Annotated in this window: 17 protein-coding genes; 8 read left to right on the plus strand and 9 right to left on the minus strand. The window is 69.3% G+C overall.

Annotated features, from left to right (window positions below):
- Positions 1-130 precede the first annotated feature (130 nt).
- Both ACFXC1_RS26755 and ACFXC1_RS26760 read right to left on the minus strand, forming a co-directional pair.
- Complete coding sequence (locus tag ACFXC1_RS26755; RefSeq protein WP_381246606.1) at positions 131-583, minus strand: GNAT family N-acetyltransferase; 453 nt, start codon at positions 581-583, stop codon at positions 131-133.
- Between the two features lie 43 nt (positions 584-626).
- A complete protein-coding gene (locus ACFXC1_RS26760) occupies positions 627-1,085 on the minus strand; it encodes a MarR family winged helix-turn-helix transcriptional regulator (RefSeq protein ID WP_019073386.1) in 459 nt (152 codons plus the stop codon).
- Between the two features lie 141 nt (positions 1,086-1,226).
- Between ACFXC1_RS26760 and ACFXC1_RS26765 the strand changes: the two genes are divergently transcribed.
- A complete protein-coding gene (locus ACFXC1_RS26765; RefSeq protein WP_381246608.1) occupies positions 1,227-2,435 on the plus strand; it encodes an MFS transporter in 1,209 nt (402 codons plus the stop codon).
- A 115-nt stretch (positions 2,436-2,550) separates the two neighbouring features.
- Positions 2,551-2,973 carry a GlcG/HbpS family heme-binding protein gene (locus ACFXC1_RS26770; RefSeq protein WP_381246610.1) on the plus strand — a complete coding sequence of 141 codons (423 nt, stop codon included), beginning with the start codon at positions 2,551-2,553 and terminating at the stop codon, positions 2,971-2,973.
- Positions 2,974-3,042: 69 nt separating this feature from the next.
- On the opposite strand, the gene ACFXC1_RS26775 is transcribed toward ACFXC1_RS26770, so the two are convergent.
- Positions 3,043-3,918 carry a GNAT family N-acetyltransferase gene (locus ACFXC1_RS26775; protein ID WP_381246612.1) on the minus strand — a complete coding sequence of 292 codons (876 nt, stop codon included), beginning with the start codon at positions 3,916-3,918 and terminating at the stop codon, positions 3,043-3,045.
- Positions 3,919-4,112: 194 nt separating this feature from the next.
- On the opposite strand from ACFXC1_RS26775, the gene ACFXC1_RS26780 reads away from it, so the two are divergent.
- Positions 4,113-4,748: an HAD family hydrolase gene (locus ACFXC1_RS26780; protein ID WP_381246614.1), complete on the plus strand. Its 636-nt coding sequence runs from the start codon at positions 4,113-4,115 to the stop codon at positions 4,746-4,748.
- A 304-nt stretch (positions 4,749-5,052) separates the two neighbouring features.
- Entirely contained in the window at positions 5,053-6,885 is a 1,833-nt protein-coding gene (locus ACFXC1_RS26785; protein ID WP_381246617.1) for a globin domain-containing protein, read from the plus strand.
- Between the two features lie 16 nt (positions 6,886-6,901).
- Here ACFXC1_RS26785 and ACFXC1_RS26790 read toward each other — a convergent pair whose 3' ends face one another.
- From ACFXC1_RS26790 to ACFXC1_RS26810, 5 genes are all read right to left on the minus strand, one after another.
- Positions 6,902-7,384: an NUDIX domain-containing protein gene (locus tag ACFXC1_RS26790; protein WP_093627954.1), complete on the minus strand. Its 483-nt coding sequence runs from the start codon at positions 7,382-7,384 to the stop codon at positions 6,902-6,904.
- Positions 7,385-7,495: 111 nt separating this feature from the next.
- Positions 7,496-8,419: a LysR family transcriptional regulator gene (locus ACFXC1_RS26795; RefSeq protein WP_381246621.1), complete on the minus strand. Its 924-nt coding sequence runs from the start codon at positions 8,417-8,419 to the stop codon at positions 7,496-7,498.
- Between the two features lie 228 nt (positions 8,420-8,647).
- Positions 8,648-9,805, minus strand: coding sequence for a cystathionine gamma-lyase (locus ACFXC1_RS26800; RefSeq protein ID WP_381246623.1), 1,158 nt, complete (start codon positions 9,803-9,805; stop codon positions 8,648-8,650).
- Positions 9,802-10,293, minus strand: a complete 492-nt coding sequence (locus ACFXC1_RS26805; RefSeq protein WP_381246626.1) for a low molecular weight protein-tyrosine-phosphatase — start codon at positions 10,291-10,293, stop codon at positions 9,802-9,804. Before ACFXC1_RS26805 ends, ACFXC1_RS26800 begins: the two co-directional genes overlap by 4 nt.
- Before the next feature lie 7 nt (positions 10,294-10,300).
- Positions 10,301-10,678, minus strand: coding sequence for a phage holin family protein (locus ACFXC1_RS26810; RefSeq protein ID WP_381246629.1), 378 nt, complete (start codon positions 10,676-10,678; stop codon positions 10,301-10,303).
- 48 nt (positions 10,679-10,726) lie between these two features.
- Between ACFXC1_RS26810 and ACFXC1_RS26815 the strand changes: the two genes are divergently transcribed.
- The 4 genes from ACFXC1_RS26815 (at position 10,727) to ACFXC1_RS26830 (ending at position 13,101) form a co-directional block, all read left to right on the plus strand.
- Complete coding sequence (locus ACFXC1_RS26815; RefSeq protein WP_019073397.1) at positions 10,727-11,044, plus strand: cupin domain-containing protein; 318 nt, start codon at positions 10,727-10,729, stop codon at positions 11,042-11,044.
- A 199-nt stretch (positions 11,045-11,243) separates the two neighbouring features.
- On the plus strand, positions 11,244-11,456 hold the full coding sequence (locus ACFXC1_RS26820; RefSeq protein WP_093627959.1) for a DUF5326 family protein: 213 nt from the start codon (positions 11,244-11,246) through the stop codon (positions 11,454-11,456).
- 304 nt (positions 11,457-11,760) lie between these two features.
- A complete protein-coding gene (locus ACFXC1_RS26825; RefSeq protein ID WP_381246633.1) occupies positions 11,761-12,564 on the plus strand; it encodes an IclR family transcriptional regulator in 804 nt (267 codons plus the stop codon).
- A 99-nt stretch (positions 12,565-12,663) separates the two neighbouring features.
- On the plus strand, positions 12,664-13,101 hold the full coding sequence (locus tag ACFXC1_RS26830; RefSeq protein WP_019073400.1) for an SsgA family sporulation/cell division regulator: 438 nt from the start codon (positions 12,664-12,666) through the stop codon (positions 13,099-13,101).
- Positions 13,102-13,293: 192 nt separating this feature from the next.
- Here the strand turns inward: ACFXC1_RS26830 and ACFXC1_RS26835 are convergent, their stop codons facing one another.
- On the minus strand, positions 13,294-14,796 hold the full coding sequence (locus tag ACFXC1_RS26835; RefSeq protein ID WP_381246636.1) for a YibE/F family protein: 1,503 nt from the start codon (positions 14,794-14,796) through the stop codon (positions 13,294-13,296).
- Positions 14,797-14,846 lie beyond the last annotated feature (50 nt).

Here is a 14,846-nt window from a genome sequence, read left to right on the forward strand (position 1 = left end):
TTTGGGGGGGGGGGGGGGGGGGGGGGGGGGGGGGGGGGGACCCCCAACCCGGGTTTTGGGGGGGCGGGGGCTTTTTTTTTTTAAAAAAACCCCCCCCTCCCCGATGTCGGCCTGGTGCCTCCCTCTCACTTCAGAGAGGGAGCTTGAAGCCCACGTGCGAGGCCGTGAAGCCGAGTCGTTCGTAGAACCGGTGGGCGTCGGTGCGGGTGGCATCGGAGGTCAGCTGGACCAACTGGCAGTCTTGGCGGCGCGATTCGGCGATCGCCCACTCGATGAGTTCGGTGCCGAGGCCGCTGCCCCGCTCATCCGCGTGGATGCGTACGGCCTCGATGATCGAGCGCGTGGCGCCTCTGCGGGACAGGCCGGGAATGACCGTGAGCTGGAGGGTGCCGACGACGCGGCCCTCGCGCACGGCGACGACCAGGTGTTGGTTGGGGTCGGCGGTCAGACGTTCCAGTGCGGCCAGATAGGGCGTCAGGTCGTCGGGTGACTCCCGCTGGGAGCCCAGCGGATCGTCGGCGAGCATGCCGACGATGGCGGGGACGTCCTCGGTGACCGCGGCTCGAATCTCAAGATCTCCCATGGTCACACCTTAGGCAGAGGTGTGCGGTGGGGGACGGGGCCGGCTATGCGGGCGCGTGCATCGACTCCACGACACGGACCAGCGGCGCCAGTTCCGGGTTTCCGGCCGCCGCGTCGAGCGCTTCGCGCAGGGCGGTGTCGTTGGTGGGCCGGGCCTCTTCGAGCAGGGCGAGGCCTGCCTCGGAGACGTTGGTGTAGATGCCCCGCCGGTCGGTCGGGCACAAATACCGGGCGAGCAGACCGCGGTCCTCGAGCCGGGTGACCAGCCGGGTGGTGGCGCTCTGGCTGAGGACGACCGCGTCGGCGACCTGCCGCATCTGCAGATGGCCCCCGTCGCCGTCGTGCTGCCGGCTGAGGACGTCGAGCAGGGAGTACTCCCGCATGCTCAGGTCGTGCTTGGCCTGCAGGGCGCGCTCGATGTGTGCCTCGATCCTCCCGTGCAGCAGGGAGAGGGCGCACCAGCCCTGGGCAAGGGCCGTGAGCGCGGGGTCTGTAGCTGTCATTGGCGTTTCCTCCGTCCCAGAGCGGCTGAACCCAGGATAGAGCACAGGTGAAATAGTCCGCGCTTGCATATAACCCGCGTCTGCAATTATTGTGAACGCACGCAAAGCGCTCCTGCAATCTTCTGGGAAAGGTACATCCCCATGCCTCTCGCGCTTCTGGCCCTCGCGATCGGGGCCTTCGGAATCGGAACGACCGAGTTCGTGATCATGGGCTTGCTGCCCCAGGTCGCGGGTGACTTCGGGGTCTCCATCCCCACCGCCGGCCTGCTGGTCACCGGCTACGCACTGGGCGTGGTGATCGGCGCCCCGCTGATGACCGTGCTCGGCACCAAGATCCCCCGCAAGCGGATGCTGATGCTGCTGATGGGCCTGTTCATCGTCGGCAACCTGCTCTCCGCCGTCGCCCCCAGCTTCACGGTGATGCTGATCGGCCGTGTGGTCGCCTCGCTCGCCCATGGCGCCTTCTTCGGCATCGGTTCGGTGGTCGCGGCCGAGCTCGTCGCCCCGGACAAGAAGGCCGGAGCCATCGCGATGATGTTCACCGGGCTGACCGTCGCCAACGTCGTCGGCGTCCCGCTGGGCACCCTCGTCGGACAGTCCGTCGGCTGGCGGGTCACCTTCGCCATCGTCGCGGGCCTCGGCGTCATCGGTCTGGCCGGCATCGCCAAGCTCGTGCCCGACCTGCCCAAGCCCGAGGGCGTACAACTGCGCCACGAACTCGGCGCCTTCAAGAACACCCAGGTCCTGCTCGCCATGGCGATGACCGTCCTCGGCTTCGGCGGCGTCTTCGCGGCCATCACCTACATCGCGCCGATGATGACCCATGTCGCGGGCTTCGCCGACGGCTCCGTCACCTGGCTGCTCGTCCTCTTCGGCCTCGGCATGGTCGGCGGCAACCTCATCGGCGGCAAGTTCGCCGACCGCGCCCTCATGCCCATGCTCTACGTCTCACTCGGCGCCCTGGCCGTGGTGCTTGCGCTCTTCACGGTCACCGCGCACAACAAGATCGCGGCCGCTGTCACCATCGCCCTCATCGGCGCCCTGGGCTTCGCCACCGTGCCGCCGCTGCAGAAGCGGGTCCTGGACCAGGCGCACGGCGCCCCGACGCTGGCCTCCGCGGTGAACATCGGAGCCTTCAACCTCGGCAACGCGCTGTCCGCCTGGCTCGGCGGCATCGTCATCGCGGCGGGCTTCGGCTACACCGCTCCGAACTGGGTCGGCGCCGTCCTCGCCGCGGCCGCCCTGGTCCTCGCGATCCTCTCGGCCGCCCTGGAGCGCCGCACCGGCGCCCGCGGCACGGTCGCGGCGGGCGGCCTGCCGAGCGATCAGCGGACCGTCGTCCACCACTGACCCCACCGGGCACCAGCAGGGAGACACGGGGGCCAGGGCCGTCTCTGTGACTCCCGACCGCGCTTGTCCGTCCGACCGACACAATCAACAGCAACACCCGCAAGGAGAAACCCTGATGAGCACCACCAGCGCCGTAGCCCCGCTGACCATCCAGGACGCCGAAGCGCTCGTCGACCAGGCCCGACGTGCCGCAGAGGCCGCCGGAGTCACGGTCAGCGTCACCGTGCTGGACGCGGGCGGTCATCTGCTCGCCTTCCGGCGCGACGACCGGGCCGTGCTGATCTCCGGGGAGACCAGTACCCGCAAGGCGTACACCGCGCTTCAGCTGAACGCGGCCACCGCCGACCTTGTCGACGCGGTCCAGCCCGGAGGCCTCTTCCACACCCTGCCGACCGCGCTCGACCGACCGCTGTTGTTCATCGCGGGCGGTCTCCCGGTGCACCGCGACGGCCGGCTGATCGGCGCGATCGGGGTCGGTGGCGGCGCGCCGTCGCAGGACCACGGTTTCGCCCAGGCCGCCGTCGAGGCACTCGTCTGACGTCTGAAGACGGCTGAAACGCCGGTTCCCGATCATGTCGGGAGCCGGCGTTTTCCATGTCCGGAGGTGTCAGCCGGCCGCGACCGTCAGGGGCGCAAACCGTCGCGTCCAGTCGCCGGGCAGTTCCGCGATCCCGTACGTCATGACGGAGTTGGAGGCGCAGTACTCCAGACCGCGTTCCTTGGCCCAGGACAGCAGGTCTTCGTGGCGTGCGTCGATGTCGGTGCGCAGGGGACGGTCGGTGTGGGCGGCGAGCGAGGCGAGGAGAGCCTTGGCCGTCTCCGAGTCCTGTGCGATCAGTGGGCCCACGACGTGTGTGTCCATGTTGGGCCAGGCCGCCGCATATCCGATGATCCGGCCGTTGTCCTGCGCCACCCGCAACTGGTCGGCGAAGGCGGGCAGCCGTGTGATGAGAGGAGTGCGATCGGTGCCGAACACCTCTTCGTCGAGCCGGAGGATGCCGGTGAGGTCCTCGGCCGTGGCCGCGCGGGTGGCGATCCGGGACGCGGGTCCGTCAGACCCGTCCGGCGTGAAACGGCCGCGCAGCTTCTCGGCTCGGCCGGTCACCTTGAAGCCGAGTTCCTCGTAGAGCGGGCGCCCGTTCGGGGTCGCGTGCAAGGTCAGTGGTGTGGGGCCCAGCACTGACAACAGGTGGCGCATCAGTCGGCGCCCCACGCCCTGACGGGCATGGCGTTCGGCGACCAGGACCATGCCGATGGCGCTCAGATCCGGGCGGTCCTGCGGGCCGTACTCCGTGACGACGCTCGCCGCGACGAGGCCGCCTTCCGGACTGTCGATGCCGTATCCCGTCCCCGCGCTGAGGAGGAAGCCCCACTTGTGTTCCTCGCGTGGCCACCCCCGGTCCTCGGAAAGGTCGGCGCAGGCGATGCGATCGCGGAGCGTCAGCCGGCGGATGGGCAGAGCGGCGAGGGAATGAGTCGGCACGCAGGTCAGGCTGTCTGACTGCGATGTCGGCGTCCACCCGTTTCCTGGGAGACGTACTTGCTTTTGGCCATGTCATGTCCGACGACACAACACCTCGGCCGAAGCCGGATGTTTCACGTGAAACACCGGCGAACGGCGAGCATCCGGCAGACTCGCCGAAGGTGCCACAGTTCCGCCCACTAACCTCGTGGCCCATGGCGAGACTTCATCTCTTCGACCTCGACGGCACGTTGCTGCCCGGAACCAGTGCGCCCCTGGAGATCTCACGTCAGCTCGGTCTGGAAGCCGAGACTGTGGAGCTTGAACAGGAGATCTCGGCCGGGCTGATCGGTCCGCCGGAGTATGCGACCCGCGTGTACGCGCTATGGGCGGATCTCACGGAGGCGCATGTTGCGGCTGCCTTTGAAGAGGCCCCTTGGTTGGCGCGGATCCGTGATGTCTGGGCCGAGATCAGGAGCGCCGGCGAATACTGTGCCGTCGTATCGCTCTCGCCGTCCTTCTTTGTGGAACGGCTCACCGGTTGGGGCGCGCACGCGGCACACGGATCGCTCTTCCCCGCTGTGCCCTTCACCGAGCCATCGATGGACCTTGCCGGAGTCCTCAACGCCGCTGCCAAGGTGGTGATCGCGGATCGGCTCTGTGAGGAGTTCGGGGTGACGAGGGCGGACTGTGTCGCCTATGGCGACTCGATGTCGGACAAGGATCTGTTCGGCGCCGTGCCCGTCTCTGTCGCGGTGAACGCCGATCGACACCTGGCGGGCCTTGCCACCCACTCCTATGCGGGGCGGGATCTGTGGGATGCCTACGAATTGGTGCGCAGCGCCCGGTAGTTGAGGGAATTGAGGGTTCGCGCCTCCCCCTGTTCGCGGGGGAGCCGGGCCGGACTTGTGCCCGCATCACGGGCCGGTATGGTCGACTCCGGTTCTTGTCCGCAGCGGGGCGCCGCAGACGAGTACTGCGGGCAATGTCACATCTCGCCTTACTTGTCCGTACGCGGTGGGAATGTGGGTTGGATATGGCTGTATCGGCCGCTTGAACGAACGGGGAAAAGCAAGCAGTCCGCGCGGAAAGCAGGCAGCTTCCGATGGGGGAAGCACGCCGACCGACCGAAAGATGTTCGAGGCGAGGCACACCATGGACGCTCCGACCACCACGTCGGCCGACAACGGCCCGTCCGGCGGAGGCGGCAGCGGCGGAGCCGGCTGGTTCACGCCACGCAAGCAGCCGGAGGTGCCTCCGGGCGAGGAGCGGGAGACGACCGGGGTACGGCGTCCGGCCGTGATGCGACCGGTCCGCAGGTCCGCGGCGGGTGTCAACGAGCGCCCGCCGGCACCGAGTTCGGAGCGGCCCGCCCAGAGCGCCGAGCCGGAGCCGGACAGCTACGGTTCGCCGCAGGGCGTCCCGCCCGGCCAGGAGCGAATACCGCCGGCTGTGACCGCCCCCCAGCCCTTCACCTCGGTCCAGCCTCTGTCTCCCGAGCCTCCACAGCCTCTGCCGCCCGCGCCTCCGCAGCCTCTCGTTCCCGCCCAAGCCTCGCCCACGACCCCTCCGCAGCTCTTCGGGCCTGCTCAAACTCCGCCTCCCACACCGCAGTCAGCTGTCGCGCCCGCCCAGGCCCCGCCCCCCACACCCTCGACAGCCGCCACGCCGGCCCAGCCTCCGCCCCCCACGCCTTCGGCACCCGCCACGCAGGCGCAGGGCCTGTATCCCGCGCCCTCGTCGCCCTTCACGCCCGCGCAGGTTCAGTCTCCCGAGCAGTCGACTCCCGCACCCGTCCCGTCCGTCGCGACGACCGGCTCGGCCGTCGTGCGTGTACCCGCCCAGCGCTCTTCCGGCACCGTCACCGAGAACGCCTCCCCGGACGCCGTGCTCATCCGCCGGACGATGGCCGAAGTCGCCCCGGTGGCCGACAAGGTCACCTCGTACTTCTACGCGCTGCTTTTCGTACGCCACCCCGAACTGCGGTCGCTGTTCCCGGCGGCGATGGACACCCAGCGGGACCGGTTGCTCACGGCGCTGCTCACCGCGGCCGAGCACATCGACAACACCGAGGTGCTCGTCGCGTATCTGCAGAACCTCGGCCGCGGGCACCGCAAGTACGGCACCCGGCCCGAGCATTACCCGGCCGTCGGCGAGTGCCTCATCGGCGCGCTGAACAAGTACGCCACCGGCACCTGGGACGCCGAGACGGAGGCGGCCTGGGTCCGGGCGTACACGACGATCTCGCAGGTGATGATCGACGCGGCTGCCGCGGACGAACTGCGTGCCCCGGCCTGGTGGAACGCGGAACTCGTCGCCCACGATCTCAGGACCCGGGACATCGCGGTCGTCACCGTCCGCCCCGACCAGCCCTACCCCTTCCTCGCCGGGCAGTACACGAGTCTGGAGACGCCCTGGTGGCCGCGTATCTGGCGTCACTACTCGTTCGCCTCGGCGCCCCGCTCGGACGGACTGCTGACCTTCCATGTGAAAGCCGTCCCGGCGGGCTGGGTCTCGAACGCGCTGGTGCACCGGGCCAGGCCCGGCGACGTCATCCGGCTAGGTCCGCCGACCGGCTCGATGACCGTGAACCACAGCACCGACAGCGGATTGCTCTGCCTGGGCGGCGGCACCGGCATAGCGCCGATCAAGGCACTGGTCGAGGACGTCGCCGAGCACGGCGAGCGGCGGCCGGTGGAAGTGTTCTACGGGGCCCGTACCGACCACGACCTCTATGACATCGACACGATGCTCCGGCTCCAGCAGTCGTATCCGTGGCTCACGGTCCGGACGGTCGTCGACCAGCAGGCGCGTCTCCAACTCCCGGACGCCATACGGACGTACGGGCCGTGGGCTGGATACGACGCCTATGTCTCGGGCCCGACCGGAATGATCCGCAGCGGTGTGGATGCTCTGAAAGACGTCGGTGTCCCGGCGGAGCGCATACGGCACGACTCGGTCGAGGAACTGGTGGCCGCCGGGGACTGACCCGGCGGCGGAGAGATCAGCCGAGGTCGGGGGCGTGCATCGCGCGGACGCCTTCGATGTTGCCGTCCAGATAGTGCCGTAGAGACAGGGGCACGAGGTGGACGGAGGCGATGCCTACCCGCGTGAACGGGACTCTGACGATCTCGTACTCGCCGAGGGGCGCGTCCACTTCGGGGCCGTGGCGCAGCGCCGGGTCCATGGACTCCAGGTGGCAGACGAAGAAGTGCTGGACCTTCACGCCGGTCGCCGTGGCGTCCGCGCCGATGTGCTCGACGGTGTCCACGAAGCAGGGGACCACATCAGTGATCTTGGCGCCGAGCTCCTCGTACACCTCTCGGTGCAGAGCGTCGACGACGGTGGTGTCCTCGGGCTCGACCCCGCCACCGGGCGTGACCCAGTAGGGATCTACACCGGGCTTGGTGCGCTTGATCAGGATCAGGTCGTCGCCGTCGAGGAGGACGGCACGTGCGGTGCGCTTGACCACGGGTCGGACGGTCATGGGAGAAATGTGGCCCGGCTGGTTCCACGTGAAACATCGCGAAACGTCACCTGGGCGGTTCAGAGCGTGACATTCGGCGGCGTCGGCGCGAAGCGACGGCAAAGTACCTGGTCAGCCCCATCCGGTGGCCGCGCGGTGCAGCCACTCGTGTGCCCGGGTGATGTGCGGCATCGCGAGAGTTCCGGTGCGCACGACCAGGAAATACGTCCGCAGTGGCGGTACCGCCGGTTCGTGGAGCGGGACGACCTCACCGCGTTCCAGTGCGAGGGCGCACAGATAGCGGGGCAGCACCGCGAGTCCGGCGCCGGCACTCGCGCAGGCGAGCACCGCGCGCAGGTCCGGCACGATGACCGTGCCCGAGGTTGCCGGGCGGGAGTCGAAGACGGACGCCCAGTACCGGGAGACGAACGGCAGCGACTCGTGGACCTCGATCAGGGGGAGGTCGTCCAGAGCGGGCGCGTCCTTGGGATCGAGGTTCGCGGAGTCGGCGCTGGAGCCGGAGCTGATCTGCTCGGCCCAGCGCGGAGCGGCGACAAGGATGTGCTCCTCGTCGCAGAGCGTTGTCGCCGTGAGCAGCGCACCACGCGGACGGGCCGTGCTGATGGCCAGATCATGATGTCCGGCGGCCAGCCCCTCCAGGGTTTCCTCGGCGTTCCCGAAGGACGCGCGCAGCGCGAAGGGCTGGCCGTCGTCGCCGGTCAGCTCCGTGAGCGCGGGCAGCGCCCGCTCGGCGGTGAACTCGGGGGGCCCGGCGAGGTGCAGGGTGCGCAGGGAGGAGTCGTTGTCGGGGCCGGTCTCGGCTATCTCCACGAGGGCGTCGAGATGCGGCGCGGCCTTGTGCGCGAGTTCGTCGCCCATGGTCGTGGGGGTGACTCCACGGGCCTGGCGCAGGAACAAGGGGCGGCCCAACTGCCGTTCCAGGGTGCGGATCTGGGACGTCACCGCGGGCTGGGAGAGACCGAGCAGAGCTGCTGCGCGGGTGAAGGAGCCGGCCCGGTGCACGGTCACGAAGGTGCGCAGCAAGGCCAGATCCATGGCACGCACTCTCCTTTCCCCGCCCTTCCTCCGGCCCCGGGCAGGGCCCAACTATAAATAAGTCGATAGGTCTCTGTCGCTACTGTGATTGGACACTGACACAGAGTCAACTAGCCTTGTGCGCGCGGTTCTTCGCGCGCAGAACCGAGGACGGTCCGAGCCACGAGGGGGGAGGCTCGGACCGTCCGTTGTGCGTAGCCGGACACCGACCGGCGGTACGTAAAGCGGTCACCGCGCCGACTCGTCCAGCGCACGCAGCACATCGGCCACCAGGTCCTCGGGGTCCTCGGCGCCCACCGAGAAGCGGATGAAGCCCTCCGGCACCGCGTCTCCGCCCCAGCGTCCCCGGCGTTCGGCGGTCGACCGCACCCCGCCGAAACTCGTCGCGTCGTCCACGAGCCGCAGCGCGTCGAGAAAACGCTCGGCACGCGCGCGCGTGGGCAACGTGAACGAAACCACACACCCGTAGCGCCGCATCTGGCGCGAGGCGACCTTGTGCGAGGGATCGTCGGGCAGCCCCGGATAGCGCAGCCCCGTCACCTCGTCCCGTCCCCGCAGGGCCTCGGCGAGGATCAGCGCGGTGGCGTCCTGCCGGTCCACCCGCAGCTGGAGCGTGGCGATCGAGCGGTGCGCGAGCCAGGCCTCCATGGGCCCGGGAATCGCGCCGACGACCTTGCGCCAGCGGCGTACGGCGGTCATCGCGGAGGCGTCGGTTCCGGCGACGTAGCCGAGAAGGAGGTCCCCGTGCCCGGTGAGCTGCTTGGTGCCGCTCGCCACGGCGAAGTCGGCGCCGAGTTCCAGCGGGCGCTGTCCCAGGGGTGTGGCGAGGGTGTTGTCGACGGCCACGAGGGCGCCACGCGCGTGTGCCGCCTCGACGAGCCGCCGGATGTCGCACACGTCGAGTCCGGGGTTCGAGGGGGTCTCGAGCCACAGCAGTTTCGCGCCGTCGAGGAGGTCGAGCTGGGCGTCCCCGCCGGTCGGCGCGGTGCGCACCTCGATGCCGTACGCCTCCAACTGGGCGCGCACCAGGGGCAGTACCTGGTAGCCGTCGTTCGGCAGTACGACCGTGTCGCCGGCGCGCAGTTGCGAGAAGAGCACCGCCGAGATGGCGGCCATGCCGGAGGCGAACGCGAGCGTCTCGACATCGCTCCGCCCCGGTGCCTCCAGCTCGCCGATGGCGCGTTCCAGGTGGGTCCAGGTCGGGTTGTCGTCACGGCCGTAGCTGTACGGGCCCGTCACCTCGCCAGGGAGATGGAAGTGCGCGGCGAACACCGGGCCGGGGAGCGTCGGTTCGTATTTGACCGGCTCGGGGAGGCCGGCGCGTACCGCGCGCGTGCCGTCCCCGGCGCCGTCTCCGACGCCTCCGTCTGCGGCGTAATCACTCATGTCGCTCGTCCTTCCACGTCCTCGCGCACCGCGGCGAGCAGGCCCTCGCTCGCCGCCTCCACCATCTCAAGGCACTCCTCGAAGCCGTCCAGACCCCCGTAGTACGGGTCCGGTACGTCGAGGTCGCCGCCGGCGGCGGGGTCGTAGGAGCGGAGCAGGTGGACCTTCTGGGCGTCCTGCTCGGTGGGGGCGAGGCGGCGCAGGGCCTTGCGATGGCCGCCGTCGAGGGCGACGACGAGGTCGAGGCGGGAGAACCAGGAGGCCTGGAACTGGCGTGCGATATGGTCGGTCCCGTAGCCGTGCTCCGCCAGGACGGCGACGGCGCGCGGGTCGGCGCCGTCGCCCTCGTGCCAGCCGCCGGTCCCCGCGCTCTCGACCTCGACCCGATCGCCGAGCCCGGCCTCCTCCACCCGCGCGCGGAAGACCGATTCGGCCATCGGGGAGCGGCAGATGTTGCCGGTGCAGACGAAGCTGACGCGGTAGGTCATGGCGCGCTCAGTCCCCGTCGGGGAGGGCCAGGTTGAGCGCCCAGGAGACGACCGAGATGATCAGGCCGCCCAGGACGGCGGTCCAGAAGCCGTCGACGTGGAAACTCAGGTCGAGCTTGTCGGCCAGCCACGAGGTGAGCAGCAGCATCAGCGCGTTGACCACCAGGGTGATCAGACCGAGCGTCAGGATGAACAGCGGGAAGGTCAGCAACTTGACGATCGGCTTCACGAGGAAGTTGACCAGGCCGAAGACCACGGCGACGAGGAGCAGGGTCCAGACCTTCTTGAAGGTGCTGTCGCCGGTCAGGGTGATCTTGTCGAGCAGCCATACGGCCACCGCCAGGGCGCCCGCGTTGGCGATCGTCTTGACTAGAAAATTCTTCATGTGTCTGATCGTGACAGAAGAGATCGACTCCGAGCGTGGACGAGGGCGATGAAGGCATTCCGGTTGGATGAACTGGAGGCGGAGCGTGCCGCCAACGACGGTGCGTACCTGCAGTTCCTGCGCGAGAAGAACATGTCGGTCGGCCTCTACGCGCTCGACGCGGGCGACCACGACCGGCAACAGCCGCACAACCAGGACGAGGTGTACTTCGTCGTGAGCGGACGGGCCGCGATCACCGTCGGCATGGAGACCACCCAGGTGGCGCGCGGCAGCGTGGTCTATGTGCCGGCCGGGGTGGCCCACAAGTTCCACCACATCAGCGAGGACCTGCGGGTGCTGGTGGTGTTCTCGCCGCCGGAGGCGTGACTCTCTCCCCCGTAGGCCTGACCCCGCGTCTCAGGGTTCCCTAGGGGAACGGTCAGGGGAGGACAAGGGATGCGAGGCCCCCGTTCCGCCTTCGGCCGCCCTAGCATCGTGTGCAGGACATCAGAGGTCCGGCACAGGAGTGCCGGACACCGACAGGACCCGGTACGAACGACGGGCGGAGAGGTAAAGGACGAGGGCGATGCGAGAGATCTTCGGCGGACTGCCGTGGTGGGTGAAGTGGGTCGCGGTGCCGGTCATCGCCCTGGTCGTGTTCGGCGGCCTGATAGCGACAGTCGTGGGCTTTGTCATCGGCCTGCTCTTCAAGGCGCTGGTCTTCGTGGCACTGGTCGGCGGACTGATCTATGTCGTACGGAAGTTCACGGCGGGTTCCTCCTCACGCAGCGACTGGTGAGGCCCTGCCGGGCAACCGGTGATCGGTAACAGGAATCACCGGTTCCCTCGGGCGGGGGAAGTTTTCCGGACAGGCCGTCTGCGGGCGGTGGCGGGCGGTTACAGTCCGGAATTCGACGCGGGGACGAACCCCGCGGGCGGCGCACCCCCTCCCCGTGTTCCCCGCACGGGCTGCCTCCCTCGCGCTCCGGAAGTGACCCTTGGCCACGGTTGACACCGCACCCGTAGAACCACACGCACCCCCCACCCAGCCCGGCCCGCCGACCTGGCCGAGTTCAGTGGCGATCCCCGCACAACTGCGTCCCGTGGCGGCCCCGCCACGGCAGCGCTCCGCGACAGCCCCCGAGCGGCAGCCCCAGCCCGCCGCCACCCTCATCGGTTCCGTCCAGCGGGCGATGCGGCTGCTGGAGTCCGTCGCCGCGCACGAACACGGAGCCCCCGCGAAGCAGTTGGCCCGCGAGACCGGCCTCGCGCTGCCCACGGCGTACCACCTGCTGCGCACCCTTGTGCACGAGGGCTATCTCCGCCGTGACAAAGGGCTGTTCTTCCTCGGCGAAGCGGCCGAGAGGCTGAGCAGCAGCGGAGCGCAGGAGAAACGTCGCAGCACGCTCGTGGACGCGCTGGCGGCCTGGCGGGATTCGATCGGTGTGCCGGTCTACTACGCGATGTACCGCGACGGCGAGATCGAGGTCATGTGCGTCTCCGACAGCCCCGGCAATCCTGCGGTCGAGGAGTGGGCCGACTTCCGTGAGACGGGGCACGCGCACGCGATCGGCCAGTGTCTGCTGGCCCAGCTGGACGAGGACGCCCGGCGCGACCATCTCGACCGCTACCCCGCGCGGTCCCTCACGCCGTACACCGTGCGGGACGGTCACGCCCTGCTGCGGCGCCTGGAGCGGATGCGGCGGATGGAGCTGGTGGTGGAGCGTCAGGAGTACGCGCTGGGGACGGTCTGCGCGGCGATTCCGATCACGCTCGGCAGCACGGCCGCCACGATGGCCATTTCTCTCCCCTCGCACCAGGCCGACCGTCTGCCGTCCGCTGCCCGGGAGTTGCAGACCGAGGTCGGCAGGCTGCTGGGGTCGCTCGCGCTCTCTATCAGTATCTGAAAACTTACTCCTTGTGATCTGTTGTGTACGTTCAGCAATATTCCTTCAGTGTCACGGGGATCATTCCCAGCCAGTCGGCGGCAATTGACGGGATAGGCGATGCGCGAGTCCGTACAGGCAGAGGTCATGATGAGCTTCCTCGTCTCCGAGGAGCTCTCCTTCCGTATCCCGGTCGAACTGGGCTACGAGACGTGCGATCCGTACGCCGTACGGCTGACCTTCCATTTGCCGGGTGATGCCCCGGTGACCTGGGCCTTCGGCCGGGAGCTGCTGATCGACGGGGTGGGCCGGGCGTCCGGGGACGGCGATGTCCGGATCGAGCCCGTCGATCCCGAGACGCTGGGCGAAGTGCTGATCAGGCTTCAGGTGGGCGGCGACCAGGCGCTGTTCCGCACCGGCGCGGCCCCGCTCGTTGCGTTCCTCGACCGCACCGACCGGCTGGTTCCGCTCGGTCAGGAGGGCGCGCTCGCGGATTTCGACGCCCACCTCGACGAGGCACTGGACCGCATCCTGGCGGAGGAGCAGAGCGCCGGCTGAAGCGTTGCCATGGCGGCGGGGGGACTTGGCGTAACGCTTCACCACAGGGCTTGAAGCCCCTGGAGCCATCTGTGGCGCCCTGAAAGGCCTACGGAGCCGACAGGGGTCCGGAGCGGTCCGGGGAAGCCCGGGGCGGGCCCTGGAGTCGCAGGAACGCTTCTGCGGGGCTCCCTGCGGCGGTTCCCGCCGTCCTCAGTGCTTACGGCGGCGGCCCTTACCGCCGCGCGCAGGCGCCGGCTTGGCACCCGGTGCTGTCGTGGGCCCGGCACCCGGCGCCGCGGTGGCCGCTGCCGCAACCCCCGCCGGAGCCGCTTCGCGTCCCGGTCGGTCCGCCGAGACCACCAGGGCCGCGAGCGCCGTGGTGACCGGTACCGAGGCGACCAGGCCGATCGAGCCGACCAGCGTGCGCACGATCTCCTCGGCGACCAACTCGCTGTTGGCGACCGACCCGACGCTGCTCTGCGCGATGGAGAAGAGCAGCAGCAACGGCAGGGCGGCGCCCGCATAGGCGAGGACGAGCGTGTTGACCACGGACGCGATGTGGTCGCGGCCGATCCGGATACCGGCGCGGTACAGCCCGCGCCAGCCCATCGCCGGGTTGGCCTCATGCAGTTCCCAGACCGCCGAGGTCTGCGTGACCGTCACATCGTCGAGCACACCGAGCGAACCGATGATGACACCGGCGAGCAGCAGACCGCTCATGTCGATCGACGGGTACAGCCCGTGGATCAACCCCGTGTTGTCGTCCGTGTTGCCGGTCAGTGCGGCCCAGTCGATGAACCCCGAACCCAGGATGCCGATCAGCACCAGCGACATCAGCGTGCCGAGCACTGCCACGGACGTACGGGCCGACAGTCCGTGGCACAAGTAGAGGGCGATCAGCATGATGGCGCTCGATCCGACCACCGCCACGATCAGCGGGTTCGAGCCGTGCAGGATCGCGGGCAGGATGAAGAAGTTGAGGATCATGAAGCTGATGGCCAGTGCGATCAGTGCCATGACGCCACGCAGCCGGCCCACCACCACGACGGCCAGCGCGAAGATGCCGGCGAGCAGCGCCATCGGGAACTTACGGTTCACATCGGTGACCGAGTACTGCAGATCCCTGGGCGCGGAGGGCTCGTACGCGACCACGACCTTCTCGCCCTCATGCAACTGCCGCGACTGGTCGGGCTGCACGATCTCCGTGAACGTACGGCCCTTGTCCTTGCCGGTGCTGACCGTGACCGTGGCCTTCTTGCAGGTGCCGCCCGCCTCCTGCTGCGCCGAAGAGCCCTCGGCCGTCGAGGTGTCCCCGGTGGCGCCCCCGCCCGAGGCGTTCACCGAGGCGCAGCTCACGCTGACGACCTTGGTGACCGTCGCCTGCTGCGTCTGCCGGTCGAAGCCGACACCGGTGCGCTTGTGCGACGGGGCGCCGCCGGGCCACAGCACCACCATGCCGACCACGACCGCCACCGTGAACGGGATCAGGATCGCCGCGATGACCTTCCGAAGGTGACGGGAGACGGGGGCGGCCGGGCCGTGGCTGTGCGAGTGGCCGTGCCCACCTCCCGCACCGGAGCCGTGTCCGCCGTCCCCGTGGGACCCGTGGTCGTCCCCGGACCCGGAACCATGGTCGCCATCGGAACCGTGGCCGTGGTCATGGCCGTGCGGCGGCCCGGTCGGCGGGTACGAGGGCTGCTGCGTCGTGGTCACCGACCGATCATCGCAAGAACGCCGGAGGCCCACTGTTCACCGCGCCACAT

Origin of the sequence: Streptomyces hokutonensis (genome assembly GCF_042751305.1) — a bacterium.
GTDB lineage: Bacteria > Actinomycetota > Actinomycetes > Streptomycetales > Streptomycetaceae > Streptomyces > Streptomyces hokutonensis_A.

Excerpts from the sequence above, each read along its gene's own strand:
- ACFXC1_RS26800 (WP_381246623.1), bottom strand. The coding sequence starts at position 9,805 with ATGAGTGATTACGCCGCAGACGGAGGCGTCGGAGACGGCGCCGGGGAC.
- ACFXC1_RS26765 (WP_381246608.1), top strand. The coding sequence starts at position 1,227 with ATGCCTCTCGCGCTTCTGGCCCTCGCGATCGGGGCCTTCGGAATCGGA.
- ACFXC1_RS26815 (WP_019073397.1), top strand. The coding sequence starts at position 10,727 with ATGAAGGCATTCCGGTTGGATGAACTGGAGGCGGAGCGTGCCGCCAAC.
- ACFXC1_RS26760 (WP_019073386.1), bottom strand. The coding sequence starts at position 1,085 with ATGACAGCTACAGACCCCGCGCTCACGGCCCTTGCCCAGGGCTGGTGC.
- ACFXC1_RS26770 (WP_381246610.1), top strand. The coding sequence starts at position 2,551 with ATGAGCACCACCAGCGCCGTAGCCCCGCTGACCATCCAGGACGCCGAA.
- ACFXC1_RS26805 (WP_381246626.1), bottom strand. The coding sequence starts at position 10,293 with ATGACCTACCGCGTCAGCTTCGTCTGCACCGGCAACATCTGCCGCTCC.
- ACFXC1_RS26820 (WP_093627959.1), top strand. The coding sequence starts at position 11,244 with ATGCGAGAGATCTTCGGCGGACTGCCGTGGTGGGTGAAGTGGGTCGCG.
- ACFXC1_RS26780 (WP_381246614.1), top strand. The coding sequence starts at position 4,113 with ATGGCGAGACTTCATCTCTTCGACCTCGACGGCACGTTGCTGCCCGGA.
- ACFXC1_RS26810 (WP_381246629.1), bottom strand. The coding sequence starts at position 10,678 with ATGAAGAATTTTCTAGTCAAGACGATCGCCAACGCGGGCGCCCTGGCG.
- ACFXC1_RS26755 (WP_381246606.1), bottom strand. The coding sequence starts at position 583 with ATGGGAGATCTTGAGATTCGAGCCGCGGTCACCGAGGACGTCCCCGCC.
- ACFXC1_RS26790 (WP_093627954.1), bottom strand. The coding sequence starts at position 7,384 with ATGACCGTCCGACCCGTGGTCAAGCGCACCGCACGTGCCGTCCTCCTC.
- ACFXC1_RS26830 (WP_019073400.1), top strand. The coding sequence starts at position 12,664 with ATGCGCGAGTCCGTACAGGCAGAGGTCATGATGAGCTTCCTCGTCTCC.
- ACFXC1_RS26795 (WP_381246621.1), bottom strand. The coding sequence starts at position 8,419 with ATGGATCTGGCCTTGCTGCGCACCTTCGTGACCGTGCACCGGGCCGGC.
- ACFXC1_RS26785 (WP_381246617.1), top strand. The coding sequence starts at position 5,053 with ATGGACGCTCCGACCACCACGTCGGCCGACAACGGCCCGTCCGGCGGA.